Origin of the sequence: Nocardiopsis coralli (assembly GCF_014892575.1) — a bacterium.
Classification (GTDB): Bacteria; Actinomycetota; Actinomycetes; order Streptosporangiales; family Streptosporangiaceae; genus Nocardiopsis; species Nocardiopsis coralli.
Window position 1 is genome coordinate 1 of record NZ_JADBGI010000038.1, and the last position, 21,355, is coordinate 21,355.

Here is a 21,355-nt window from a genome sequence, read left to right on the forward strand (position 1 = left end):
GATGCGGGTCGGGACAGCCCGGCGAACAGGCCCGGAGCGCACACCCCGAGGCGCCACGGGAGGCAACCGCCCAACCCGCCACGCTTTCCGCTCATCCAGGAGATCAGGGGGTGGCGCCGACGCGGGTTGCGCGCAGGGCCGGCCGGGCTATCGTTCCCGACCCCGACGAACCACCACCCCCGAGGCAACACCAACGAACCCCCACCCCAACCCAGTCGCCACCGAGGCAACACCAACGAACCCCCCCCAACCCAGTCGCCACCGGGGCAACACCGAAGAACACCGGACCTTCTTGCCGGCGGGGTGAGTCCGTGGCCGTGGTGGAGCTCTTGCCCACGTCCAGGCCGAGGAACTCTTCCATGTGGTCGGTGCTGACCATGGAGGCTGAGGTTGACAGGACCCGGTGAAACAGGAACCGCACGCCGTGAGGGGCGGGCACCACCCGGCCGTCAGGGCGGGCCGGAGCCCTCGTCGTTCACGACGGGGAAGACGTCAAGAAGCCTGGAGAGAAGCGAGAAACTCATCGGTTCTCCTGACTTCGTCACGATCGTAGGTGCTGACGTTCGCGAGAACTTCGGAGGCACCGGTTCGCTCGAGAAGGCCGGTGAGTGAGTCCGCCACCTGATCCGGGGTGCCGGCGATCGCGTCCGCCATCGAGTCCTCCACAGCTCGGACCTTCTTCGCGCTGCTCGAGTCGCTGAGCAGCCGACGCACTTCTTCGACGGGCCGGAGCGCACGGAACTCTCCGACATCCCGAGAGTCCGCAAGCGCCCAGGCTTCGGGCAACAGCAGGTCGCGAGCGCGGTCCGCGGTCTCGGCCACGGCGATGTCCGCAGACACCACCAGATAGGGAGCAGCCGTAGTCGGGCCTGGACGGAAATCCTCGAAGTACGCAGCCAGCCTGTCCGGGTCACGAAGAGCCGGCCCACCGACCACCGCAGGAAGCCCCAGCTCGGCGGCGAGGGACAACCCACCCTTGATGGCGAGCAGGAACATGGGCGGAGGACCGACACTGGGGCGGGCGGTGGTCCCGGCTCGTCCGCTCAGATACTCCCGGATCTTCTCGACGTCGGCCGCGTACTCGCCTTCACCCAGGGAGGTCCGCCCGAGCGCACGCCGGATCGGAGCGGTGAAGCCGAGCGAGCCGCCCAGCCCCAGGTCGACCCTTCCGGGGGAGAGCGCCTCGAGCATCAACGCCTGCTCGGCGATCACCAGCGGACTGTGGTTGGGAACCATGACTCCGCCCGTGCCGAGCCGGATACGGCTCGTGCGGGCACCGATCGCGGCGAGCAGCACTGCGGGAGCCGCGCCGGCGATGCCTGGGACCGCGTGATGCTCGGCGGTCCAGAACCGGTGAAAACCGAGTTCGTCCGCACGTACTGCTCTATCGACGGTCGTCGCGATCGTCTTCGCGTCGGACTCGCCACCGCGCGTCCGCGAGCGGTCAAGCAGGGAGATACGCATCAGCCATGAGCCCCGTTCGTTCGATTGCGGCTCGCCACAGCCTTCCACGACCAGAGTGCCATCGGGTGTGTCCCTGGCCACGTGCACAAGTTCGGCAAGGGCGGTAGCGGTGCCGGTCCCGGTTGTCCACAGTTCGCGCAAGCGGGTGTGATCGATTGAGCCGAGTCGCTAACGTCTCGGTATGAACCGCATCCAAGCCTTGCGTGAGCACCTGCGTGCACTCCCGGTCGAATGCGTGGCGGATGTTCTGAGCACCCTCGCCGACGGGCTCCGCGGATTGGAACCGCGTTACCTCGCCCACCGCCTTTCCGACCTCATGCACCGTCCCGGGGCGTTGGACACGCTCACCCTGCCCCAGCGCGACCTCCTCAAGGCGGCGGCCGAAATCGCCGCACCCGAACCCGGTGAGCACGGTTACGATCCTGCGCTGTCCGTGGCACTGCGTGCTATGGGGCACGGGGAGAGCATGACCGTGGACTGGCTGCGGGTTCTGGAGCTGATGGACCTGCCCAGTGGCCAGAGCCGACGGGCGGCGGAGGCGGCCATCGCCGGACTCACCGCACGCGCCCTCACCTGGCCCACCGGCGGCGGAGACCACCACCTGGTTACCGGGCTGGTGGAGAGGTTCGGAAACGACCGTCAACGACCACCCCGAGTCTCGGACGCGCTCGACGCTTGCTACAACCTCCCCGAGGTGCGCCGGGTGGCCCTTGCCTTGGGGGTGGACCCAACACGCGGGCGCCACCTGGTACAGCGGGACGTCGTCTCCGTCCTGACCGATCCCGGGCGGCTCCGGGCGCTGTTCGAGGCGGCTCCTGCCGGGGCGAAAGACCTGATGAAGGCACTCGCGGCCCACGGCGGGCCGATGGGCACCTACTGCTTCGTCGGAGGCCCTCCCTTCGAGCCCAAGTTCCGCTTCCGCAGGGAAGGCTCGGGTGACCCCGACACCGATTGGCTCGCCGAACGCGGGCTCATCGTTCCTTGCCCTCACGAGCAGGAACAGGCGATGCTGCCCCTGGAGGTCGACGATTACCTCAAGGAACGCACCCCGAGGCCGTTCGCCCAGAGCCCGCCCGGGTTCGCAGCGGTGCCCATCGACGAGTCCCTGGTGCACAATGAAGGCCGCGACGCGCTGCTCGGCCTCCTGGGATCCGTGGACCGGCTGGTGGGCGAGGTCGCCCGCGCTCCGCTGAGCCTGCGCAAGAGCGGTGGGATCACCGTTCGCGACCAGACGCGCGTCGCTGAGGTCTTGGGGCAGCCACGGGAACACACCGCCCTGTGGATCGAACTCGCCCATCGGGCCGGGGCCCTCGCCCGGACCGAGGGGAACCTGACCGTGGACGAACCCGACAGCGCCTGGTTCCGTGCCGGGCCGGCGGAGCGGCTGACCGCCCTGCTCCGTGCCTGGACAGACCTGCCCGCCGTCGTCACCCTGGGGCCCGACGGTCGAGGGGCCGTACCTTTGCAGGAGGAGGAGCCGGGTGTCGCTCCGTTCCGAACCGGGATGCTCCTCGCACTGGCGGACTTGCCCGAGGGCTACGGGACGGGCATCAACGGAGAGGCAGTGCTGGAGGAGCTGGCCAGGCGCGAATTCCCCGAAGCCGAAGGGCTGTGGTGGTTGTTCGAGGCCGCTTCCTGGCACCGTGACGCGGCCATGGTCGGTGCAGAGCGCGTGCGGCCCTTCGCTCACGTCGTCCGGGAAGCCGAACGCGTGGGGGTGCTCGCCTATGGGGCGCTCACCCCGGTCGGACGGGCCCTGAGCGGCAGTGACGCGGCGCTGACCGAAGCCTTGTACGAGCTTCTGCCCCCGGTGCAGGAGACCGTCCGCTTCCAAGGGGACCTGACCGCCACGGTCATGGGGGACCCCGGCGACCTGGCTGGAACGGCTCCTGTCCACCGCCGCCGACCGGGAAGGCGATGGATACGCAAGCGTGTGGCGCCTGTCCGCCACTTCGGTGGGCAGGGCCCTGAACGAGGGGTACACCGGCGCCCTCCTCCTCGAAGAGCTGTCCGCGGTGGCTGTGGACGGTTCCCTGCCCCAGACCCTGGAATACCTGGTCAAGGACACCGCTCGCGTGCACGGGCAGATCCGGGTGGCGGCCTCTGCCAGTTGTGTGCGGTGCGTGGACGAGGCCCTGGCTCGAGAGATGGTGGCAGATCGAGCCCTGCGCGACCTACGGGCGCGCTTGATCGCCGGCACCGTCCTGGTCAGTGCGAAACCTCCGGAAGAGACGACCGCTCTGCTCCGGAGGGCGGGCTACATGCCGGTCAGGGAGGACGAGAGCGGAGACCCAGTCATCGAACGCGGCCGCTCCACGGGCGGGGTCACTGAGGACGGGCAGGAGAGCGCTCGGTTGCCGCATGTGGTCCGACAGCAGGAGCTCGAGTCCTGTGCCAGGAGCCTGATGGGGCTCTCCTGATCAGTATTTCCCTCTGTGGCCCTCCCGAGCCCGGCCCCCGGTGACCCCGGGGGAGAGGCGCATGGGTTACGTTGAGCGGCAGTGACACGGGGTGCCCGGGACTCACGGTTCCGGGCTGAGACAACACCCGTCGAACCTGATCCAGGTAACGCTGGCGAAGGGATGTCCACACACGGCTGCGCACACCCGCGGCCGTCGGGGTCCGCCTTCGCCCTGTCAGAAGGGCCACCGATGAACTCCCCCCGAACAGCGATCCCCCTCGAGCAACAGACGGTCGTCGTCACCGGCGGAGCGCGGGGGCTGGGATCCCACCTGGTCCGGGCCTTCCTGGGCCAGGGCGCCCGGGTGGTGGTCAACCACCTCACCAGCGCCGAGGCGGCCCAGGAGCTCGCCGCCGCCCACCCCGACCGCGCGCTGGCCGTGCGGGCCGACGTACGCGACGCCGACCAGGTCGCCGCGATGGTCTCCGCCGCCGAGGAACACTTCGGCACCGCGGTCACCACCGTCGTCAACAACGCGCTCGTCGACTTCTCCTTCAACGGCGACGAGCGGCCCCACGCCGACACCCTCACCTCAGAACACCTCGACCGGCAGTTCAGCGGGACCGTGCACGGCGCGCTGAACACCGTGCGCGCGGCCCTGCCCGGCATGCGTGCCGGCGGGTTCGGGAGGATCGTCAACGTGGGCACCAACCTGTTCCAGAACCCGGTCGTGCCCTACCACGACTACACCGCGGCCAAGGCGGCCCTGCTGTCGCTCACCCGCACACTCGCCCACGACCTGGGCGCCGACGGCATCAACGTCAACATGGTCTCCGGCGGCCTGCTGCGCACCACCGACGCCAGCTCCGCCACCCCCGACGAGGTCTTCGACGTGATCGCTTCCACCACGCCGCTGCGCCGCGTGGTCACCCCCGCCGAGTTCGCCGACGCGGCCCTGTACTTCGCCTCTCCGTGGTCGCGGGCCGTCACCGGACAGAACCTCGTCGTCGACGGCGGGCTGGTGAAGAACTGATGGCCGCCCAGGAGCAGCACCCCCTGCACTTCAACCTGTTCATCTTCGGCTGCGGCCACCACAAGGCCGCCTGGCGCCACCCGGGTTCCCCGGCCGAACGTGTCGGCGACATCGCCTACTACGAGGAGCTGGCCCGCACCGCCGAACGCGGACTCCTGGACGCGGTGTTCTTCGCCGACGGGCACGCCGCCGGGGACGTCGCCGGCGGTCCCTGGTGGTTCCTGGAACCGTTGACCGCCCTGAGCGCCATGAGCAGGGCCACCAACCGCATCGGTCTGGTCAGTACCGTCTCCAGCACCTTCTACACCCCCTTCCACGCCGCACGCCTGCTCGCCTCCCTCGACCACATCAGCGGCGGACGCATCGGGTGGAACGTGGTGACCTCCATGTTCGACTCCGAGGCCCGCAACCACGGGTACGAGCAGATGCCGGAGCACGCCGAGCGCTACGCGCGGGCCGAGGAGTTCGTCGAGGCCGTCCTGGGGCTGTGGGACTCCTGGGGCGACGAGGCCTTCCACTACGACCGGGCCGGTGTGTTCGCCGACCCGGACCTGGTGCGCCCGATCGACCACCGGGGCGAGTACTTCCAGGTCGACGGGCCGCTCAACGTGCCGCGTCCGGTGCAGGGCAATCCGGTCCTGTTCCAGGCCGGGTCCTCCGAACAGGGGCGCGAGCTGGCGGCCCGCCGCGCCGAGGCGATCTACGCGGTGGCCTACGACCTGCCCAGCGCCCAGGACTACTACGGGGACGTCAAGGCGCGGATCCGCCGGGCCGGCCGCGACCCGGGGTCGGTGGCGATCATGCCGGGGCTGGTCACCTACGTCGGGTCCACCGAGGAGGAGGCCCGCGCCAAGCAGGACGAGCTCGACGCGCTCCTGCCGACCGCTGAGTCGCTGCAGCAGCTCGGCCTGTTCACCGAGCAGGACTGCACCGACTGGGACCTGGACGCGCCCGTGCCCGACCTCCCTCCGCTGGAGGAGTTCACCGGGCCCAAGGGCCGCTACGCCACGATCCTGCGCATCATCGAGTCGGAGAAACCCACCGTGCGGCAACTGCTCGGCCGCCTGGCCGCGGGCGGGGGACACTGCACGATGGTCGGGACCCCGGAACAGATCGCCGACCGGATCGCCGAGTGGCACGAGCAGGGTGGCGCGGACGGCTTCAACCTCATGCCGCCGTCCTTGCCCGGCGGGGTCGAGGACTTCGTCGACCACGTGGTGCCCGTCCTGCAGAAGAGGGGACTGTTCCGCCGCGAGTACGGGGCCCGGACCCTGCGCGGGCACCTGGGCCTGCCACGGCCGCCGTCGGCGCACTGACCGCGGAGGCCCTGGGTGCGGGAGGCGGCGCCGAGCCCGGTGCCGCGTCCCGCCCCGCTCACCGGCCGGAGCCTTCGCGTAGGCGTTCGGCGAAGGCCAACGCGTCGTCGAAGGAGTCCTCCAGTACACCGCGGTGGTCGGCGCCCTCGTAGGTCCGGTACTCGAGCTCGGCCGAGGTGCGCTCGGCCAGCGCGGCCACGAGCTCTTCCGTGTCCTCGGCGGGGACGAGCTCGTCCTCGGTGCCCTGGACCACCAGTGCGGGCAGGTCCGGTTCGAGGCGGTGGGGTTCCTGGGAGCGCAGGTAGTCCTCGAGCTCGGTGGTCCGGGCGTCTTCCTCGAACAGCGTGTCGGCCGAGAGGTCCCGGGCCGCCTCGGCGATGTCGTCCATGCAGCCGGTGCGGGCCGCCTCCAGCAACGGGCGCACCTCCTCGGTCAGGAGCGCCTCGGCGTCGACGGACGGTTCCGCCGCCTCAGCGCCCAGAAGCAGCACCGGCAGGAAAGGCAGGGCCGCGACGACGTGCTCGTCCTCGGGATCGGCCTCCCGGAACCACTGCACGAGAGCGCTGACGCCCATACCGCCGGGCGCGGCCGAGACCACCCCGAGCGGACGTGACTGCGGGCCGGCTGCGCCCGACCGGTCGCCGTCGGCCGCGAACAGCGCGGCGTGGCCTCCTTGGCTGTGGCCCAGGGCGATCCAGTCCCCACCGACCCGCCCGTCGACGTGCTGGGCGGCGGTGACCAGGTCGGCGACGGTGTGCGCGGTGCCGGTCCCGTTCAGGTAGGGGTGCGGGCCCGGGGTGCCGAGGCCCTCGAAATCGGCCCTGACCACCGCGTACCCGTGCTCCAGCCAGGGGTCCAGGGCCGCGTCGGCCGTCGACAGGTACTCGTGTGCGGGCCCGCCCGGCCGGTCCGCCGACGGGGCGCACAGGTCCGACACCCCCGTGGTCCCGTGGGCCCAACCCACCACGGGCCATCCCTCCTCGGGCGGTTCGCCCGGAGGGAGCGCGATCGTCCCGGACACGGTGACCGGGGAGCCGGACACCCCCGTCGACCCGTACGTCACCAGGTAGTTGTGTGCCGCACCCGGCAGGCCCGGGGTGCCTTCGATCTCCGCGACGGAGTACGGCTCCCCGCGCCGGTCCGGGTCCGAGCCGGGCGCGGCCTGCGGGGCGGCAGCCGTCCCGGTCGCGAGCACCAGGGCCGCGCACAGCGCGGGCAACGTGGGACCGGACGGATGACGCCGTTCGACGACGGACATGAGCGCACCTCCGCTCGACACCGTGCCCCGGCACGGAGCCCCCGGGTGCCGGTGTTCCGGTCAGCGGGACCGGGGATCCGCGGGCCCTGCCGCGGGCCGGTGCCGGGACACCGTCGCGCTCAGGCCCGGTGCCGCGGCACGTGCTCCGGGTTCCCGTGAGCGGCCTGCTCCTGGGCACCGGCCCACAGGGACATCCGATGGACGACGACCGCGCCGAGCGCCGTGACCGCCCAGGCCGGCCAGAGGACCCACAGCAGCGGAGCCGCGCCGCCGACCGCCGTCGCCGCCACCAGCGAAACGGTGGTCAGGGCCAGCGAGGCCAGGGCCACGGCGAACGAGAAACGGAACACCACGGTGTTCCTCCCTTCGTGTCCTTGGGATCGGCCCCCAGTATGCAGGCGACGGCGCGGCGCGGCCGGGCTCGGGTGGGGCGCATGGTCCCCGACCTGCCGGTGCGTACCGCCGCGGGGCCGACGTCGCTGTGCCACCTGTTGGCGAAGGGCAGGCCGGTCCTCCTCGCCCCGCCCAACGGGATCGAAGGCCCCTCCGAGCGTTTCGTTCTCACCGAAGCGGTCGCGTCCGACCCGATGACGGCGGACGGGGCCGCGGCCGTCCTCGTCCGGCCGGACGGCCACGCGGTCTGGGTGCGTGCTGAGAGCGGACGCGAGTCCGGACCACTGGAGGAAGCCCTCGCCCGATGGTGCCCTCGTCGTCGGCAAGGGCCTCGAACGGCGCAGCCGCAGTAACGAACGCCTCGTGGACGTCACCGTGCCGACCTTGGTCGTCCACAGCCGCGGGGACCCGTTCTTCCCGGTCGGCAACGGCCGGGCGATCGCTGCCGCCGTACCGGACGCACACCTGTTGGTCCTCGACCACATGGGCACGGCCCTGCCCGACGCCGCAGCCGATGAGGTCGCGAGCGCGATGCTCTCCCTGTGCGGGCGGTCGCGCGCGTAAGAACCGGAACAGCTTGACAACACGAAGTTGGTGAAACGGGCAGTCAGTTCTGGGGGCGTTCGTTGAACTGGAGCTTGTGGCCGTCGGGAGCGTCGACGGTTGCGTATGTCCCCCAAGGCTCGCGCGATACTTCAGAGGTCGTCGCTCCGCGAGCACGCAATTCTTCAACGGTGGCTGCAACATCGTCGGCCGCGAACGTCAGGAATGCGCCCTCGCCGGGCTGTTTTCCGAACGCCTCGGCCGAGCCGAGCACGATGGAAGTCTGGGCACCGGGAGGCTTGACCTCCAACCAGCGCGAGTCTTCACCCATATCTGCATCCAGGACAACATCGAAGCCAAGAATGTCCCTGTAGAAGTGCAGGGCGGATCCCTGATCGCTCACGTAAAGAATGGCAGAAGCTATCGAAGTGATCATGTGCCCGATGTTATCGGCAGCCACTCCGGACTACCAAAGGTCACCAGTTCGAGCGGACTGTGCTTTCCGATTTCATGGCCTCGCCGTGCGCCGGCGCATGTCGATCACGGGGGAGCGGCGCGTACGAATCGCAAGCGACCACGCTGGCGAGCGTTGACCGCAGGGGCCGAACAGTCATCTGCGGGGCAGGCTCGGCGCCCACGGAATCCGCCGGAGCGGGATCCGTCTGTCCGGCCCCCGACCTGTCACCGCCAGCCGAGGCCGGGCGCCACGTAACGCAACAGGTTCTCGATGACCTGCGCGTTGTAGTCCACGCCGAGCTGGTTCGGCACCGTGATCAGGAGCGTGTCCGCGGCGGCCACGGCCTCGTCCTTGGCGAGCTCCTCGACGAGCTCGTCCGGTTCGGCGGCGTAGGTCTTGCCGAACCGGGCCAGGCCGTAGTCCAGGTGCCCGACCTGGTCCCTGCTGGCCCGCTCGCGGCCGAACAGCTGCCGGTCGAACTCGCTCACCAGCGGGAAGATGCTCCGACTCACCGACACACGCGGCTCGTGCGCGTGGCCGGCCCCCTTCCACGCCTCCCGGAAGAGCTGGATCTGCTCGGCCTGCAGCTGGTGGAACGGCACCCCGGTGTCCTCGGTGAGCAGCGTCGAGCTCATCAGGTTCATGCCCTGCTCGCCCGCCCACTGTGCGGTGGAGCGGCTTCCGGCGCCCCACCAGATGCGTTCGCGCAGGCCGGGGGCGTGCGGTTCGATCCGCAGCAGCCCGGGCGGGTTGGGGAACATCGGCTGCGGGTTCGGCTGCGCGAAACCCTCACCCTTGAGCACCTCGAGCAGGGCCGCCGTGTGCTTGCGCGCCATGTCGGCGTCCGTGGACCCCTCCTCCGGGCGATGGCCGAAGTACTCGTATCCCCGGATCACCTGCTCGGGGGAGCCGCGGCTGATCCCGAGCTGCAGGCGGCCGCCGGAGATCAGGTCGGCGGATCCGGCGTCCTCGGCCATGTAGAGCGGGTTCTCGTAGCGCATGTCGATCACGCCGGTGCCGATCTCGATCCGGCTCGTGCGGGCGCCGATCGCCGACAGCAGCGGGAAGGGAGACGCCAGCTGCCGGGCGAAGTGGTGGACCCGGAAGTAGGCGCCGTCCGCGCCCAGCTCCTCGGCGGCCACGGCCAGGTCGATCGACTGCAGCAGGGCGTCCGAGGCCGACTTCACGCCCGAGCGCGGTGACGGTGTCCAGTGGCCGAACGAAAGGAATCCGATCTTCTTCATGCTCAGGGCAACACCGCCGGCCCGCCCGTATTCCGGGGTGCACGGCACCGGTCGGCACCGCCCCGAGGACACGCGGGCGACCGGTGCGCCATGACGCCTGCTGCTAATCGACCGTGACGACGATCTTGCCCGTGGTCCGGCCGGTCTCGCCGAGCCGGTGCGCCTCGGCGATGCTGTCGAGGGGGAAGGTCTCGGCGATCGTGGCACGAAGCTCGCCGGCCTCCACCAGCTCGGAGATCGAGCGCAGATCGGCACGGGAGGAGTCGACGAGCATCCGCACGGCGCGTACCCCCAGCCGCTCCGCCTGGTGGTGGAACTCCTCGGAGCCCACGGGCAGGATCGAGACGGCGATGCCGCCGGGCCGGAGGGTGCGCAGCGAACGTGTGGAGGTGTCGCCACCGATGGTGTCGAGGACCGCGTCGACGTCCTCGACCACCTCGGCGAAGTCCTGGGCGCGGTAGTCGACCGCTTCGTCCACGCCCAGGCCGTACAGGAAGTCGTGTTTGGCCTCGCTGGCGGTGCCGATCACGTATGCCCCACGGGCCTTGGCGATCTGCACGGCGACGTGGCCCACACCGCCGGCGGCCGCGTGGATCAGCACACGCTGCCCGGGCTGCAGGTCCGCGTAATCGACGAGCGCCTGCCACGCCGTCAGCCCGACGAGCGGAAGCGCTGCCGCCCGGACGTGGTCGATCGAGGCGGGCTTCTTGGTGAAGACCCGTGCGGGCGCCGCGACGTACTCGGCGTGCGAGCCGTGGCCGAACGGGTAGGACAGCATGCCGAACACCTCGTCGCCCGGCCGGAAGCGCGCGACGCCGATACCGACCGCCTCGACGACGCCCGAAAGGTCCCACCCGAGTACGAACGGCGGCTTGCCGAGGAACCCTCCGTTCGCGCGGTGCTTCCAATCGGTGGGGTTGAGGCTCGCCGCGCGCACACGCACGAGGACCTCGTTGGTCCGGGGCTCGGGGCGGGGAACGTCGACGACCTCGAGGACCTCGGGCCCTCCGAGGGAGTTCTGGGTGGCGGCGTGCATCGTGTGTTCCTTGTTCATGTACACCACCATGGCGGTCCGCCGGCGCCGCGAAAACGGCAAGAAAGACGCATTTCGATAGAATCGTGCCATGACAGCGAGAACGCGGCCGCAGCACGTCGCGGTACTGGCGCTCGACGGGGCCTACCCCTTCGAACTCGGCATCCCCAGCAGGATCTTCGAGGCGGTCCCGGGTCTGTACGAGGTGTCCACGTGCAGCGTCGACGGACAGCCCGTGCGCAGCGCGTCCGACTTCACCATCGGCGTCGAGCACGGACCCGAGCTCCTGGAGACCGCCGACACCGTGGTGATCAGTTCGATCGCCACGCCGGCCATCCCCGTGGAGCTGCCGGAGGACGTCGCCGCGGCGCTGGAGCGCATCCCCTCGCGCTCGCGCATCGTCTCGATCTGCACGGGCGCGTTCGTCCTCGCCGCTGCAGGGATGCTGGACGAGCGCCGGGCGACCACACACTGGCAGCTCACCGAACTCTTCCGCCGGCGCTTCCCGCACGTCGAACTCGATCCCGGGGTCCTCTTCGTCGAGGACGGGCCGGTCCTCACCTCGGCAGGAGCGGCCTCCGGCGTGGACGCGTGCCTCCACGTGGTGCGTACGGACCACGGCAGCGCGGTGGCCAACTCGGTCGCGCGGTGTTGTGTCGTCCCTCCGTTCCGCGACGGTGGCCAGGCGCAGTACATCGAGCGGCCCCTGCCGGAGCGCGGGAGCAACGGCACGGCCCACGCCAGGGACTGGGCTGTGGCGCACCTGCACGATCGTGTCGACCTCAGCACGCTGGCGCGCGTCGCGGGCATGAGCCCCAGGACGTTCTCGCGCCGGTTCACCGCCGAGGTCGGCGTCAGCCCCGGCAAATGGTTGGTCGGCCAGCGGGTCGCCCGGGCCCAGCGGCTGTTGGAGAGCAGCGACCTCCCGGTCGACCGGGTCGCGGAGGAGGTCGGGTTCGCCACGGGCGCGTCCCTGCGCCAGCACTTCCACGCCGCCATGGGTGTGACGCCCACCGCCTACCGCCAGACCTTCCACGGCTCCGCCTGAGCGCCGTCGGCGACCGAGGCCGGCCGGATCGCCTGTCCTTCACCTGCCCGCTGTGGGGACGCGCGGCGGGGCCGCACCCGGCGATCGACGGGCGCAGACAGTAATGTCTCTGTCTGTATGAGTGACGACGGGGGAAGCGCGCGCACGCCGGACGGCCGTGTCCGCGACGCGGGCCGGTGGGCCCTGCAGAAGGCGGCGGAAGCCGTGCACCGGTTGCGCGAGAACCTCGCCCTGGTGCTGCAGTGCGCCTTCGCCGCGACCGCCGCGTGGGTCATCGCCGGTGGCCTCATCGACGACCACTCCCCGTTCTTCGCGCCGATCGCCGCGGTCATCGCGCTCAACACCGTCGGCGGCGAACGCGGCACCAACGCCGTCCGGATGCTGCTGGGCGTGATCATCGGCATCGTCGTCGGGGAGCTCTCCATCGCCCTCACCGGCGGGGGTTACGCCAACATGGTCGTCGCCGTCGGCGTGGCCATGGCGATCGCCGTCGCTGTCGGCGCCCCCCGTCTGGTGATCGCCCAGGCCGCGTCGGGGGCGATCCTCACCCTGGCCGTCGCGGACGGCCAGGTCGGCCTCACCCGGCTCACCGACGCGCTCATCGGAGCGGGTGTGGCCCTGGTGATGAGCCAACTGCTCTTCCCCGCACGCCCGGCCGCCCGGCTGCGGCGGATCGAGACCGAGGCGCTGCACGAGATCGTCCGCCTGCTCAACGCCACCGGCCGCGCGCTCAAGGAGGACGAGGACCCCTCCCTGAGCACGGTCGACCGGTTGAGCGCCCTCAGCCGCCCGATGGCCGACCTCAGCCGGGCGCAGGAGAACAGCCACCGGAGCGTCCGGTGGACCACCGCGCGCTGGGCCAGCCCCGGCCCCCTCGCCTACGAGGACGAGAAGGTCGATCGGCTCATCATCCTCAGCGAGAGCTGCCTGGCCCTGGCGCGCACGGCCGCGGCCATGGACCCGGAGGAGCGCGGGCGCATCGCCTCGGTGGTGTGGGAGATGGCCGCCGCCCTGGAGGTCCTCGCGGGCGACCTCGGGGACCGCGAGTCGCGCCAGCACGCCGTCGACCTGGCGCTCGAACTCGCACAACCGTTCAGCGAGACCGTGGGCGACGACCCCGTCACCGCCTCCGCCCACCTGTCGGTGCAGATGGTCGCGACCGACATCATGCTCTTCGCCGGCGTCGAAGAGCCCGAGAGTGTGGCGCAGGCACTGTCCGGCGAGGAGGACCAGCCGCGCGTGGAACACCCGCACACGGAGTCGTGGCTGCCCTGGGTGCGGCGGCGTCGTGCCGCAGAGGCCAGGCGCCGGCGGTTCCGTCCCCTGTTCCGGCGGCGGCGCAGGCCCGAGTGACCGCCGAACCGCTGGACGGGCGGAGCCGCCCCGAGGTAGGTCATCCCCCCGGGGAGGGCGCAGCCGACCACCCCAGAGGAGTGGCCGACCGCGCTGTAGCGCACCGTCGAGGCTGTTGGGGCGGGCGTCGCGCCGGCTCAGGTTCCACTCCACGACCGAACCGTTCCTGCCCCCGAAGTCCCCGGCCAGGGCTGCGAAAGCACTGCAGGGTGTCCTCGTCGGCGGGCCCCCGTCGCGCGCCCCGGCGACGAACTGCATGCGCAGGAAGAACCGGCCGGTGTAGTGGTCGCCGTACTGCTGGCTCTCGGTGATGCTGTACCCGTGCTCGGACAGCAGATCGGCCACGGCGGCCACGATGCCCCGGCCGCCCCTCAGGCCCCGAGACGCCCGCGCCGCACCGTTCCGGCCGTGACCACGGCGCGCACGCCCCGCTCCGGCTCGGCGAGCAGGGCCAGATCGGTGAGCGGGTCGCCGTCGACGACCAGGAGGTCGGCGCGCGCCCCCTCCTGCAGGGTTCCCACCTCGCCTGCGAACCCCAGGAGTTCGGCGGCCCCGCTCGTGGCGGACCGGATCACCGCGTCCGCCGGCTGCACCTGCCCCCGGATCGCGAACTCGTTGCTCTGGTGTTCCTGCATCCCCCCGAGCAGGTCGGTGCCGAAGGCGATGCGCACACCGCCCTCGTGCGCCATGCGCAGGGCCTCCAGTCCGCGGTGCAGCACCGTGTCGACCTTGGCCTGGCTCTCGGGCGGGAGCCCGTACCGGGGGCCCTTCCGGGAGAGCTCGTGGTAGGTCACCAGGGTCGGCACCAGGAACGCGTCGTGCTCGCGGAAGAGCTCGACACTGCTCTCGTCGATGAGGTTGCCGTGCTCGATGCACCGCACCCCCAGGCGCAGACCGCGGTTGACGGCACGGGCCGTGTAGGCGTGTCCGGTCACGTAGCGGTTGGCCGCCTCGGCCTCCTCAACGACGGCGCGCAGTTCGTCCTCGGAGGACTGCGTCGAGTCGATCCGGTCGGTCGGTGAGGCCACCCCGCCCGACAACATGACCTTGACGTGGTGGGCACCGGTGCGGAGCTGTTCACGGGCGGCCCGGCGGAACTCCACCGCCCCGTCGCACACCAGACCCGCCCCGGGGCAGCACCCGTCCCCGCCCGAGCCGTGGCGCCCGCGCGGCCGGAAGTCCCCGTGCCCGCCGGTCTGGGAGAGCGCCTTGCCGCCGAACGCCAGGCGGGGGCCGTCGATCAGCCCTTCCTCCACGGCCAGCGCCAGGCCCCAGTCCGCCCCGCCGACGTCGCGCACGGTGGTGAAACCGCGCCCGAGCATGGCCGACAGGGACGTCGCCGCCCACGCGGTCACGTAGGACGCACTCTGGTCGGCTGCGGCCCCGAGGTCCGCGCTGAAGGCGGTGGCGTGCACGTGTGCGTCGATGAGTCCGGGCATCAGGGTTGCTTCGCCCAGGTCCACGGTTTCGGCGTCCTCGCGTACGGGGGCCGCGCCGGTACCCCGCGCGGCGATGCGGCCCTCCTCCACCAGGAGCCAGGAACCGGGGGTCGCGGTCCCGGACTCCGGGTCGAGCAGGCGGGCGCCGGTGAGGAGCAGGGGCGGGGTTCGGGACATCGGGGCCTCCCAGGGTGGGGTGTCACGGGGACGGTTTCCGCGTCCCCAGCGTGCAATATATGTTGCATCGGGATCTCATGGGTGTCCACTGCTGATATCGGTTGGGCGGTGGCCCCGGGAGGTCCGGGCGCCCGTGCAGGCAGGAGGCCCCATGTCGGACTGGATCGCGCAGGCTCTGGACGGTGCACGTCTGGGCAAGGCGTCCGAGCGAGTGGTCGCCGTGCTGCGGGAGGAGCCCCGGTTCGCCTCCTACGCCTCCACCGCCGACCTGGCCGAACGCGCCGAGGTCAACATCGCGACCGTGGTGCGCGTGGCCCAGCAGCTCGGCTTCTCCGGATGGCCGGCCCTACGTGTGGAACTGCGTTCGCGCTACCTGGCCTCGCTCAGCGCAGGCGAGGTCCTGGCCGAGCACGCGGGTTCGGACGCCGACCCGGTCAGTGCGGCCCTCGCCGCCGACCGAGCCACCCTGGGTCTGCTGGAGCGCACCCTTGACCAGCGGCAGGTCCGGGCCATCGCCGCCGCGGTGCACGCGGCAGGGCGCACGCTGGTCCTGGGCTCGGGCACCTTCGCGGCGCCCGGCGTCCAGCTCTCCCACGCCGCGGGGATCATGGGCTACGACGTGCGCCTGGGCGACCTCGGAGGCACGGCCGTGCTCAACACACTGGCGCGGATGGGGCCCGGCGACCTGCTCGTCGTGTGCGACCTGTGGATGCTCCCGGTCGCGCTGCGCCGTGCCGTGGAGGTGGCGGTGCAGCGCTCGGTGGAGGTCGCCGTGATCACCGACCGCAGGGAATCGCCGCTGGTGGAGTCGGCCGAGCACGTGGTGGTCGTGCCCAGCGAGGGTGTGGGGATGTTTCCGTCGTTGACCGCGGCCATGACCGTGGTGCACGCGGTCCTGGCCGAGCTCGCGCGCATCGGTGGTCCGAGGGCGCTGGCGTCGGTGCGGGAGGCCGAGCGGCTCTGGCGGGAGGCCGACCTCTTCTGAGCCGACCGGGGGAGCAGGGCGTGGAGCAGGCGGGGGACGCCGGCCGGGGAAGAGGCGAGGGAGTCGGTCGAAGAGAGGGCGGGCCGGATGTGACCTCGGCAATGTGAACCACGCCACATCGAGTGCAACATCTATTGCATTTTCCGGGGTCGGGCTGTTTGTATCGGCCCCGGCGGGGTTCCGCCACCGTTCTCCTTCGATCTCCCCGAGGCGGCCCATGCAGACGACACACATCGTGATCATCGGTTTCTACCTGCTGGCGATGATCGCCATTGGTCTGTACTTCTCCCGTTCGTCCAAGGTGGGCGGGGGCGACGACTTCCTCTTCGCCGGCCGGCGCCTGTCCACCCCGGTCATGATTGCGACGCTGCTGGTCACCTGGGTCGGGTCGGGCACGATCATCGGCGGCGCCAACTTCGCCTACAACTACGGGCCCTTCGCGGGCATGGTCTTCTTCGCCGGGACGCCCCTGGGAATCCTGGTCCTGCTGTTCATCGCCCGGCGCATCCGCCGGGCCGCCCGCCACACCATCCCCGAGCTGCTGGAGGCACGCTTCGGAACCGGGGTCCGCACCGTGGCGGCCCTGGTCACCGCGGTGGCCTACATCGGCCTGGTGGCGGCCCAGTTCGTCGGCGGCGGTTACGTGCTGGCGCTCGTCTCGCCCCTGGACGCCACCCAGGGCACCCTCGTGGTCGCCGTGGTCGTCACGGTCCTGACCGTCACCGGAGGGCTGTTCTCGGTCGCCTACACCGACTTCGTCTCGGCCATCCTCATCCTCGGCGCGCTCGTGGCCTCGGTCCCGATCGTGTTCCTCGCGGTCGGCGGACCCACGGCCTACTGGGAGGGCCTGCCCGAGGCCGCCACCACACCCGGCGGAGGGCTCACCGGGCTGCAGCTGCTCGGTTACTTCCTGCCGCTGTTCCTGCTCCTGCTGGCCGACCAGAACCTGTACCAGCGGCTGGCCGCGGCCAAGGACGAGCGCAGCGCCCGCAACTCGACGCTGGGCATGCTCCTGTCCAGTTTCCTGGTGTTCGTCCCGGTGGTGCTGCTGGCCACGGCCGCCGCGGTCCTCATGCCGGGCATCAACGGCGACGAGTCGGTCCTGCGCCTGGCCTCGGACGGCTACCTGCCGGCGATCATCGGCGGTGTGCTCCTGGCCGGCGCGGTGGCCTTCGTGATCACCACCGGGTCCTCGTTCATGCTCTCGGCCGCGTCCAACATCGCCTTCGACCTGTTCGCACGGTTCGGCGGCTCGCGTGTGGGCGACCGCGGCACCCTCGTCGTGCAGCGCGTCTCGGTGGTGGCCATCGCGGTCGTTGCGATCGCGCTCGGACTCTACTTCCCCACCGTGCTCGACCTGCAGATGTACTCCTACACCATCTACGGGGCCGCCATCACCCCGGCCGTCTTCGCGGTGCTGTTCTGGAAGCGGGCCACGACCGCGGGGGCCGTGGCCGCCCTGATCGCCGGCGCCGCGGCCACCATCGGCTGGGAGGCGGCCGGGGCGCCGGGCGACCTCAACGGGGTGATCGTCGCCCTGCCGGTCGCTGTGGTCTCCCTCGTGGTCGTCAGCCTCCTGACCAGGGCCCCCGACCCCCGTGACCTGGAGGCCGCCGGGGTGGACTGACCCCGCAGCACGCGGCGGGGCCGCCGGTCAGGGCTTGCGCGCGACCCCGCAGTACTGGTCGACGGGTTCTGGGGCGCCCACCTCGGCCGCGGGCGGGCGCCACAGGGAGGCCGGGACCACCCCGGGATCCACGAGCTCCAGGCCGGCGAAAAAACCCGCGATCTGTTCCGGGCTGCGCAGGTGGTAGGGGAGCGCGGCCGTCTCGTTCCACCTGCGGGCCGCCTCGACCATGGGCTCGCTGGTGTTGCTGCCGTCGCACAACGCAAGGTGGCTCCCTGCGGGCAGCGCGTCCACGTAGGTGCGCACCGCGGCGTAGGCCCGTTCGTCATCGGCGGTGTGGCCCATGGTGCCCAGGACCGTCAGCCCGATCGGCCGGTCGAAGTCCAGGTACGCGCGTGCGGCGCCCAGGACCTCCTCCGGGTCGTGCAGGTCGGCGTCGACGTAGCGCACGTCGTGCACGTCCGGTCCGGTGAGCAGCGCGCGGGCATGGGAGAGCACCATCGGGTCGTTGTCGACGTAGACCACACGTGCCCCGGGGGAGACCGCCTGGGCGACCTCGTGGGTGTTGTTGTGGGTGGGCAGTCCGGTCCCCACGTCCAGGAACTGGTCGATCCCGGCCTCTCCCGCCAGGAAGGTGACCGCCCGGACGAGGAACCCGCGGTCGGCGCGGGCGGCGGCGACCATCTCCGGATACGCCTGGAGGACGAAGTCGCCCACCTCGCGGTCGACGGGGTAGTGATCCTTGCCGCCGAGCCAGTAGTTCCACACGCGTGCGGAGTGGGCGACGGTCGTATCGATCGGGGGTAGATCCGCCACGGGGGCCTCTTCGTCCTGGTCGGTACCGTTCGGTCCGCATTCTGGTGGCAAGAAGGCCGCTCGGGCAACCCGGAAGGGCGCAACCACGGGCATTCCTGGATGATCGGTGGCGGGTACGCGGCCGCCTGGGACGTCCCGGTCCGGGATGGTTGAAGCCGGGCGTACATTTTTTGTGTGCGACCCCCGGTTTTTTCGTGAGAACCCCACGACGGAGGGTGATTATTGCGAAGCTGGGGTCATGGGCACACGACATGTGCGGCCGGTGTCGCCGACGGGATTCCTCACCCTTGCTCTGCTCGCGTCGCTGGCGTACCCGCCGGCCGACCACGCGCCCGCTTGCGGTCTCATGGTCAAACCGCCGGCGGTCAGTGTTCCCGTGCCCGAGCGGGATCCGCAGCGCTGTCGCGGGGGCGGACCCTCGCGCCCGCGCCGCCGGTGCCACCAGGTCCGGTTGCGCCCGCTCGGTGAGGACGTGCCGCCGCACTGTCCGCGCCCCAGCGCGCACCGGTCCGTGCCCAGCGCGTTCTGCCTCATGCCCCGTCCGCGGCGCCCGATGGACTGAACGCCCACGAGCCGCGTCCCTGGCGATCATCCCCCGCCAGGGGCGCACCCTTCTCTCCCGTCTCCGGGCGGGTGATCTCGCGGGGCCGGTGCCCCGCGCTGCCCACGGTCCCTGGCGTAACCGACTTCCGTCCCGGGCCCCACCGACCCTCGGGGGTTGACCCCGGACCGCCCCGGCCGCAAGGCTTCTCGGTGTCCACACCCCCCGAACGGAAGACCGTATGAGCGACGAACCCGCCATCGACACGAGCGTCCCCCACTCCGCGCGGGTGTGGAACTACTGGCTCGGCGGCAAGGACCACTACCCCGCCGACCGGGAGGCCGCCGAGGCCTTCCTGGAGCTGTATCCCGGCATGGCCCAGGGCGCCCGCGCCTCCCGCGCCTTCCTCGAACGCACCGTGCGCTACCTGGCGGGCGAGGCCGGGATCGACCAGTTCCTGGACGTGGGCACCGGCCTGCCCACCCACAACAACACCCACGAGGTCGCCCAGGCCGTCGCCCCCGAGTCCCGCATCGTCTACGCCGACAACGACCCCCTGGTGCTCACCCACGCCCGCGCACTGATGACGAGCACCCCCGAGGGCGCGACCGCCTACCTCCACGCCGACCTGCGCGAACCCGAGGACATCCTGGCCCGCGCCGGCGAACACCTCGACCTGGGCCGCCCCGTGGGGCTGATGCTCATGGGCGTGCTCGGGCACATCCCCGACGACGCGGAGGCCCGGGACCTGGTGCGCCGCCTCCTGGACGGGCTCGCCCCCGGCAGCCACCTCACGGTCAACGACGGAACCGACGTGCACAGCCGCGCCAACACCCAGGCGCACGAGCAGTACAACAAGAGCGGCGGAGACCCCTACGTGCAGCGGTCGCCCGAACGCATCGGCCGGTTCTTCGACGGGCTGGAGCTGGTCGAACCCGGCCTGGTGACGGTCACCCGCTGGCGCTACGAGGAGAACGGGTTCGGTGTCCCGCCGGAGGTCGACGGTTACGGGGCGGTCGGCCGCAAGCCCTGACCCCGCGGCGGGCGCGGTTCCCGCCACAGCAGGGGCGTGGTCCGGCAAAGCGTGCACATGCGCGGAATGGCGTCCAAGTGATCTGCGTCACAGTGAACATGAACGGATCACCAGCGCCACCACCGGCCCCCGGGAGCGAGGGGCCGCCTGGTCGACGTTCCTCCAAGGTTGCGCTCGCCGTCGCGGTGCCGCTCTCCGTGTTCCTCGCCGGCGTCCTGTGCCTGGCCACCGTGATCGCCCTGACCACGCTCGTCACACGCACGGCCGAGCCGGGGGCGGGGCAGGGGGCCGAGACGCCCGCCTCGGGAACCGAGGAGCCCGAGCCGGACCGGGACGCCGATCCGGCCCCGGAGCCGGCGGACCCTGATCAGCGCTCGTCGGAGGAGGGCACCTCCGAGCCGCCCGGCAACACGGTTCCCGAGGCGCCGCCGAGCTCCTACGACGGCACCTCCACCTGGCTGGGCGACTTCCGGGTCGAATGCGAGACGGCCTACACGGACACCACCATCACCGACGGTATGGGCACCAGCCAGACCGCTCCGTCGGGCTCGGAGTTCCATATCTACCGGCTCCACGTCACCAACGAGGGCGACGTGCCGGACCTCTTCGACACCTACGGCACCACCGCCACGACCACCGACGGAAAGGAGTTCACTCACGACGAGGAAGCCGAGACCACGGTCGCCTGGGATTACCTCTGGGACGACATCAACCCCGGGGAGACCGTGACCACCTACGTCGTGCTCACCGCCCCCGAAGGAACCCAGTTCGCCGAGGTCCGTATCGCGGGGGAGGCCGTGCTCGAACCGGCCACCTGAGACCGCACCCCGGAGCCCGGGCCACGATCGCGGACGCCGACGCCCGCCCGGCGAGCCCGTGCCGACCGGGCCTTCCCGTAGGCTCTCCAGCGACCACTGGTAACCGAGTGACAAGGGTGAGGACTCACGATGGCCGCCCGCAAGAAGAAGTCGAACCGCCGTCCCGGGCGCGGCAAGGGTGCCAACGACATCCACCGGGGTCCCACACGCGACCCGGGGCCGACCGGCAACGTCGGATGCTGGTTCATCCTGATCGCGATGGTCGGCGTCGGCATCATGATCCTGCTGTTCGAACTGTTCGGCTGACCCGCAGCCCCCGTCCGTCCGACCGCCCCGGCGCGCGCCCGATCCGCACAGGGTCGCGTCCCCGCAGGCC

Annotated in this window: 20 protein-coding genes, 1 pseudogene and 1 riboswitch; of the genes and pseudogenes, 12 read left to right on the forward strand and 9 right to left on the reverse strand. The window is 71.3% G+C overall.

Annotated elements, in window-relative coordinates; genetic code table 11:
* Positions 1-492: 492 nt before the first annotated feature.
* Positions 493-1,545, reverse strand: coding sequence for an MsnO8 family LLM class oxidoreductase (locus IDM40_RS26580; RefSeq protein ID WP_328807139.1), 1,053 nt, complete (start codon positions 1,543-1,545; stop codon positions 493-495).
* 1,850 nt (positions 1,546-3,395) lie between these two features.
* Between IDM40_RS26580 and IDM40_RS28985 the strand changes: the two genes are divergently transcribed.
* From IDM40_RS28985 to IDM40_RS26595, 3 genes are all read left to right on the forward strand, one after another.
* Positions 3,396-3,884 (forward strand): helicase-associated domain-containing protein, encoded by a 489-nt coding sequence (locus IDM40_RS28985; RefSeq protein WP_407940050.1) that lies wholly within the window; start codon positions 3,396-3,398, stop codon positions 3,882-3,884.
* A 77-nt stretch (positions 3,885-3,961) separates the two neighbouring features.
* Positions 3,962-4,064, forward strand: a riboswitch (TPP riboswitch).
* 51 nt (positions 4,065-4,115) lie between these two features.
* Complete coding sequence (locus IDM40_RS26590; RefSeq protein ID WP_193124826.1) at positions 4,116-4,898, forward strand: 3-oxoacyl-ACP reductase; 783 nt, start codon at positions 4,116-4,118, stop codon at positions 4,896-4,898.
* Positions 4,898-6,214: an LLM class flavin-dependent oxidoreductase gene (locus IDM40_RS26595; RefSeq protein WP_193124827.1), complete on the forward strand. Its 1,317-nt coding sequence runs from the start codon at positions 4,898-4,900 to the stop codon at positions 6,212-6,214. Before IDM40_RS26590 ends, IDM40_RS26595 begins: the two co-directional genes overlap by 1 nt.
* 58 nt (positions 6,215-6,272) lie before the next feature.
* Here IDM40_RS26595 and IDM40_RS26600 read toward each other — a convergent pair whose 3' ends face one another.
* Together IDM40_RS26600 and IDM40_RS26605 are read right to left on the reverse strand one after the other, a co-directional pair.
* Positions 6,273-7,472 carry an alpha/beta hydrolase family protein gene (locus IDM40_RS26600; RefSeq protein WP_193124828.1) on the reverse strand — a complete coding sequence of 400 codons (1,200 nt, stop codon included), beginning with the start codon at positions 7,470-7,472 and terminating at the stop codon, positions 6,273-6,275.
* 119 nt (positions 7,473-7,591) lie between these two features.
* Positions 7,592-7,822 carry a hypothetical protein gene (locus tag IDM40_RS26605; RefSeq protein ID WP_193124829.1) on the reverse strand — a complete coding sequence of 77 codons (231 nt, stop codon included), beginning with the start codon at positions 7,820-7,822 and terminating at the stop codon, positions 7,592-7,594.
* Between the two features lie 84 nt (positions 7,823-7,906).
* Here IDM40_RS26605 and IDM40_RS28990 point away from each other — a divergent pair, with 84 nt between their 5' ends.
* Both IDM40_RS28990 and IDM40_RS26610 read left to right on the forward strand, forming a co-directional pair.
* The gene (locus tag IDM40_RS28990) at positions 7,907-8,218 is read left to right on the forward strand and encodes an aromatic-ring hydroxylase C-terminal domain-containing protein (RefSeq protein ID WP_407940051.1); all 312 of its coding nucleotides are present in this window, start codon (positions 7,907-7,909) and stop codon (positions 8,216-8,218) included.
* Complete coding sequence (locus tag IDM40_RS26610; RefSeq protein ID WP_193124830.1) at positions 8,121-8,429, forward strand: alpha/beta fold hydrolase; 309 nt, start codon at positions 8,121-8,123, stop codon at positions 8,427-8,429. The genes IDM40_RS28990 and IDM40_RS26610 overlap by 98 nt, the downstream gene beginning before the upstream one ends.
* A gap of 43 nt (positions 8,430-8,472) precedes the next feature.
* On the opposite strand, the gene IDM40_RS26615 is transcribed toward IDM40_RS26610, so the two are convergent.
* The 3 genes from IDM40_RS26615 to IDM40_RS26625 form a co-directional block, all read right to left on the reverse strand.
* Complete coding sequence (locus tag IDM40_RS26615; RefSeq protein ID WP_193124831.1) at positions 8,473-8,844, reverse strand: VOC family protein; 372 nt, start codon at positions 8,842-8,844, stop codon at positions 8,473-8,475.
* A gap of 245 nt (positions 8,845-9,089) precedes the next feature.
* Positions 9,090-10,109 carry an LLM class flavin-dependent oxidoreductase gene (locus tag IDM40_RS26620; RefSeq protein WP_193124832.1) on the reverse strand — a complete coding sequence of 340 codons (1,020 nt, stop codon included), beginning with the start codon at positions 10,107-10,109 and terminating at the stop codon, positions 9,090-9,092.
* A gap of 103 nt (positions 10,110-10,212) precedes the next feature.
* On the reverse strand, positions 10,213-11,163 hold the full coding sequence (locus IDM40_RS26625; RefSeq protein WP_193124833.1) for an NADP-dependent oxidoreductase: 951 nt from the start codon (positions 11,161-11,163) through the stop codon (positions 10,213-10,215).
* Between the two features lie 70 nt (positions 11,164-11,233).
* Here IDM40_RS26625 and IDM40_RS26630 point away from each other — a divergent pair, with 70 nt between their 5' ends.
* Positions 11,234-12,190, forward strand: a complete 957-nt coding sequence (locus IDM40_RS26630) for a GlxA family transcriptional regulator (RefSeq protein ID WP_193124834.1) — start codon at positions 11,234-11,236, stop codon at positions 12,188-12,190.
* A gap of 117 nt (positions 12,191-12,307) precedes the next feature.
* On the forward strand, positions 12,308-13,543 hold the full coding sequence (locus IDM40_RS26635) for an FUSC family protein (RefSeq protein ID WP_193124835.1): 1,236 nt from the start codon (positions 12,308-12,310) through the stop codon (positions 13,541-13,543).
* Positions 13,544-13,651: 108 nt separating this feature from the next.
* Here IDM40_RS26635 and IDM40_RS28450 read toward each other — a convergent pair.
* Positions 13,652-13,918 (reverse strand): annotated as a pseudogene (locus IDM40_RS28450) (ACT domain-containing protein); the annotation flags it as partial.
* On the reverse strand, positions 13,915-15,159 hold the full coding sequence (locus tag IDM40_RS26640) for a metal-dependent hydrolase family protein (protein WP_193124836.1): 1,245 nt from the start codon (positions 15,157-15,159) through the stop codon (positions 13,915-13,917). The pseudogene IDM40_RS28450 and the gene IDM40_RS26640, both read right to left, overlap by 4 nt.
* A gap of 151 nt (positions 15,160-15,310) precedes the next feature.
* Here IDM40_RS26640 and IDM40_RS26645 point away from each other — a divergent pair, with 151 nt between their 5' ends.
* The gene (locus tag IDM40_RS26645; protein ID WP_193124837.1) at positions 15,311-16,144 is read left to right on the forward strand and encodes a MurR/RpiR family transcriptional regulator; all 834 of its coding nucleotides are present in this window, start codon (positions 15,311-15,313) and stop codon (positions 16,142-16,144) included.
* A gap of 217 nt (positions 16,145-16,361) precedes the next feature.
* Complete coding sequence (locus IDM40_RS26650; protein ID WP_193124838.1) at positions 16,362-17,771, forward strand: sodium:solute symporter family protein; 1,410 nt, start codon at positions 16,362-16,364, stop codon at positions 17,769-17,771.
* A gap of 27 nt (positions 17,772-17,798) precedes the next feature.
* Here the strand turns inward: IDM40_RS26650 and IDM40_RS26655 are convergent, their stop codons facing one another.
* Positions 17,799-18,587 carry an SAM-dependent methyltransferase gene (locus IDM40_RS26655; RefSeq protein WP_193124839.1) on the reverse strand — a complete coding sequence of 263 codons (789 nt, stop codon included), beginning with the start codon at positions 18,585-18,587 and terminating at the stop codon, positions 17,799-17,801.
* A 782-nt stretch (positions 18,588-19,369) separates the two neighbouring features.
* Here IDM40_RS26655 and IDM40_RS26660 point away from each other — a divergent pair.
* The 3 genes from IDM40_RS26660 (at position 19,370) to IDM40_RS26670 (ending at position 21,285) form a co-directional block, all read left to right on the forward strand.
* Complete coding sequence (locus tag IDM40_RS26660) at positions 19,370-20,161, forward strand: SAM-dependent methyltransferase (protein WP_193124840.1); 792 nt, start codon at positions 19,370-19,372, stop codon at positions 20,159-20,161.
* A 185-nt stretch (positions 20,162-20,346) separates the two neighbouring features.
* Complete coding sequence (locus tag IDM40_RS26665; protein WP_328807140.1) at positions 20,347-20,979, forward strand: DUF4352 domain-containing protein; 633 nt, start codon at positions 20,347-20,349, stop codon at positions 20,977-20,979.
* 129 nt (positions 20,980-21,108) lie between these two features.
* Entirely contained in the window at positions 21,109-21,285 is a 177-nt protein-coding gene (locus tag IDM40_RS26670) for a hypothetical protein (RefSeq protein WP_193124842.1), read from the forward strand.
* Positions 21,286-21,355 lie beyond the last annotated feature (70 nt).

Coding starts and splice junctions, on each gene's coding strand:
- IDM40_RS26590 (WP_193124826.1), top strand. CDS start 4,116: ATGAACTCCCCCCGAACAGCGATCCCCCTCGAGCAACAGACGGTCGTC.
- IDM40_RS26595 (WP_193124827.1), top strand. CDS start 4,898: ATGGCCGCCCAGGAGCAGCACCCCCTGCACTTCAACCTGTTCATCTTC.
- IDM40_RS26600 (WP_193124828.1), bottom strand. CDS start 7,472: ATGTCCGTCGTCGAACGGCGTCATCCGTCCGGTCCCACGTTGCCCGCG.
- IDM40_RS28990 (WP_407940051.1), top strand. CDS start 7,907: ATGGTCCCCGACCTGCCGGTGCGTACCGCCGCGGGGCCGACGTCGCTG.
- IDM40_RS26615 (WP_193124831.1), bottom strand. CDS start 8,844: ATGATCACTTCGATAGCTTCTGCCATTCTTTACGTGAGCGATCAGGGA.
- IDM40_RS26620 (WP_193124832.1), bottom strand. CDS start 10,109: ATGAAGAAGATCGGATTCCTTTCGTTCGGCCACTGGACACCGTCACCG.
- IDM40_RS26625 (WP_193124833.1), bottom strand. CDS start 11,163: ATGAACAAGGAACACACGATGCACGCCGCCACCCAGAACTCCCTCGGA.
- IDM40_RS26630 (WP_193124834.1), top strand. CDS start 11,234: ATGACAGCGAGAACGCGGCCGCAGCACGTCGCGGTACTGGCGCTCGAC.
- IDM40_RS26635 (WP_193124835.1), top strand. CDS start 12,308: ATGAGTGACGACGGGGGAAGCGCGCGCACGCCGGACGGCCGTGTCCGC.
- IDM40_RS26640 (WP_193124836.1), bottom strand. CDS start 15,159: ATGTCCCGAACCCCGCCCCTGCTCCTCACCGGCGCCCGCCTGCTCGAC.
- IDM40_RS26645 (WP_193124837.1), top strand. CDS start 15,311: ATGTCGGACTGGATCGCGCAGGCTCTGGACGGTGCACGTCTGGGCAAG.
- IDM40_RS26650 (WP_193124838.1), top strand. CDS start 16,362: ATGCAGACGACACACATCGTGATCATCGGTTTCTACCTGCTGGCGATG.
- IDM40_RS26660 (WP_193124840.1), top strand. CDS start 19,370: ATGAGCGACGAACCCGCCATCGACACGAGCGTCCCCCACTCCGCGCGG.
- IDM40_RS26670 (WP_193124842.1), top strand. CDS start 21,109: ATGGCCGCCCGCAAGAAGAAGTCGAACCGCCGTCCCGGGCGCGGCAAG.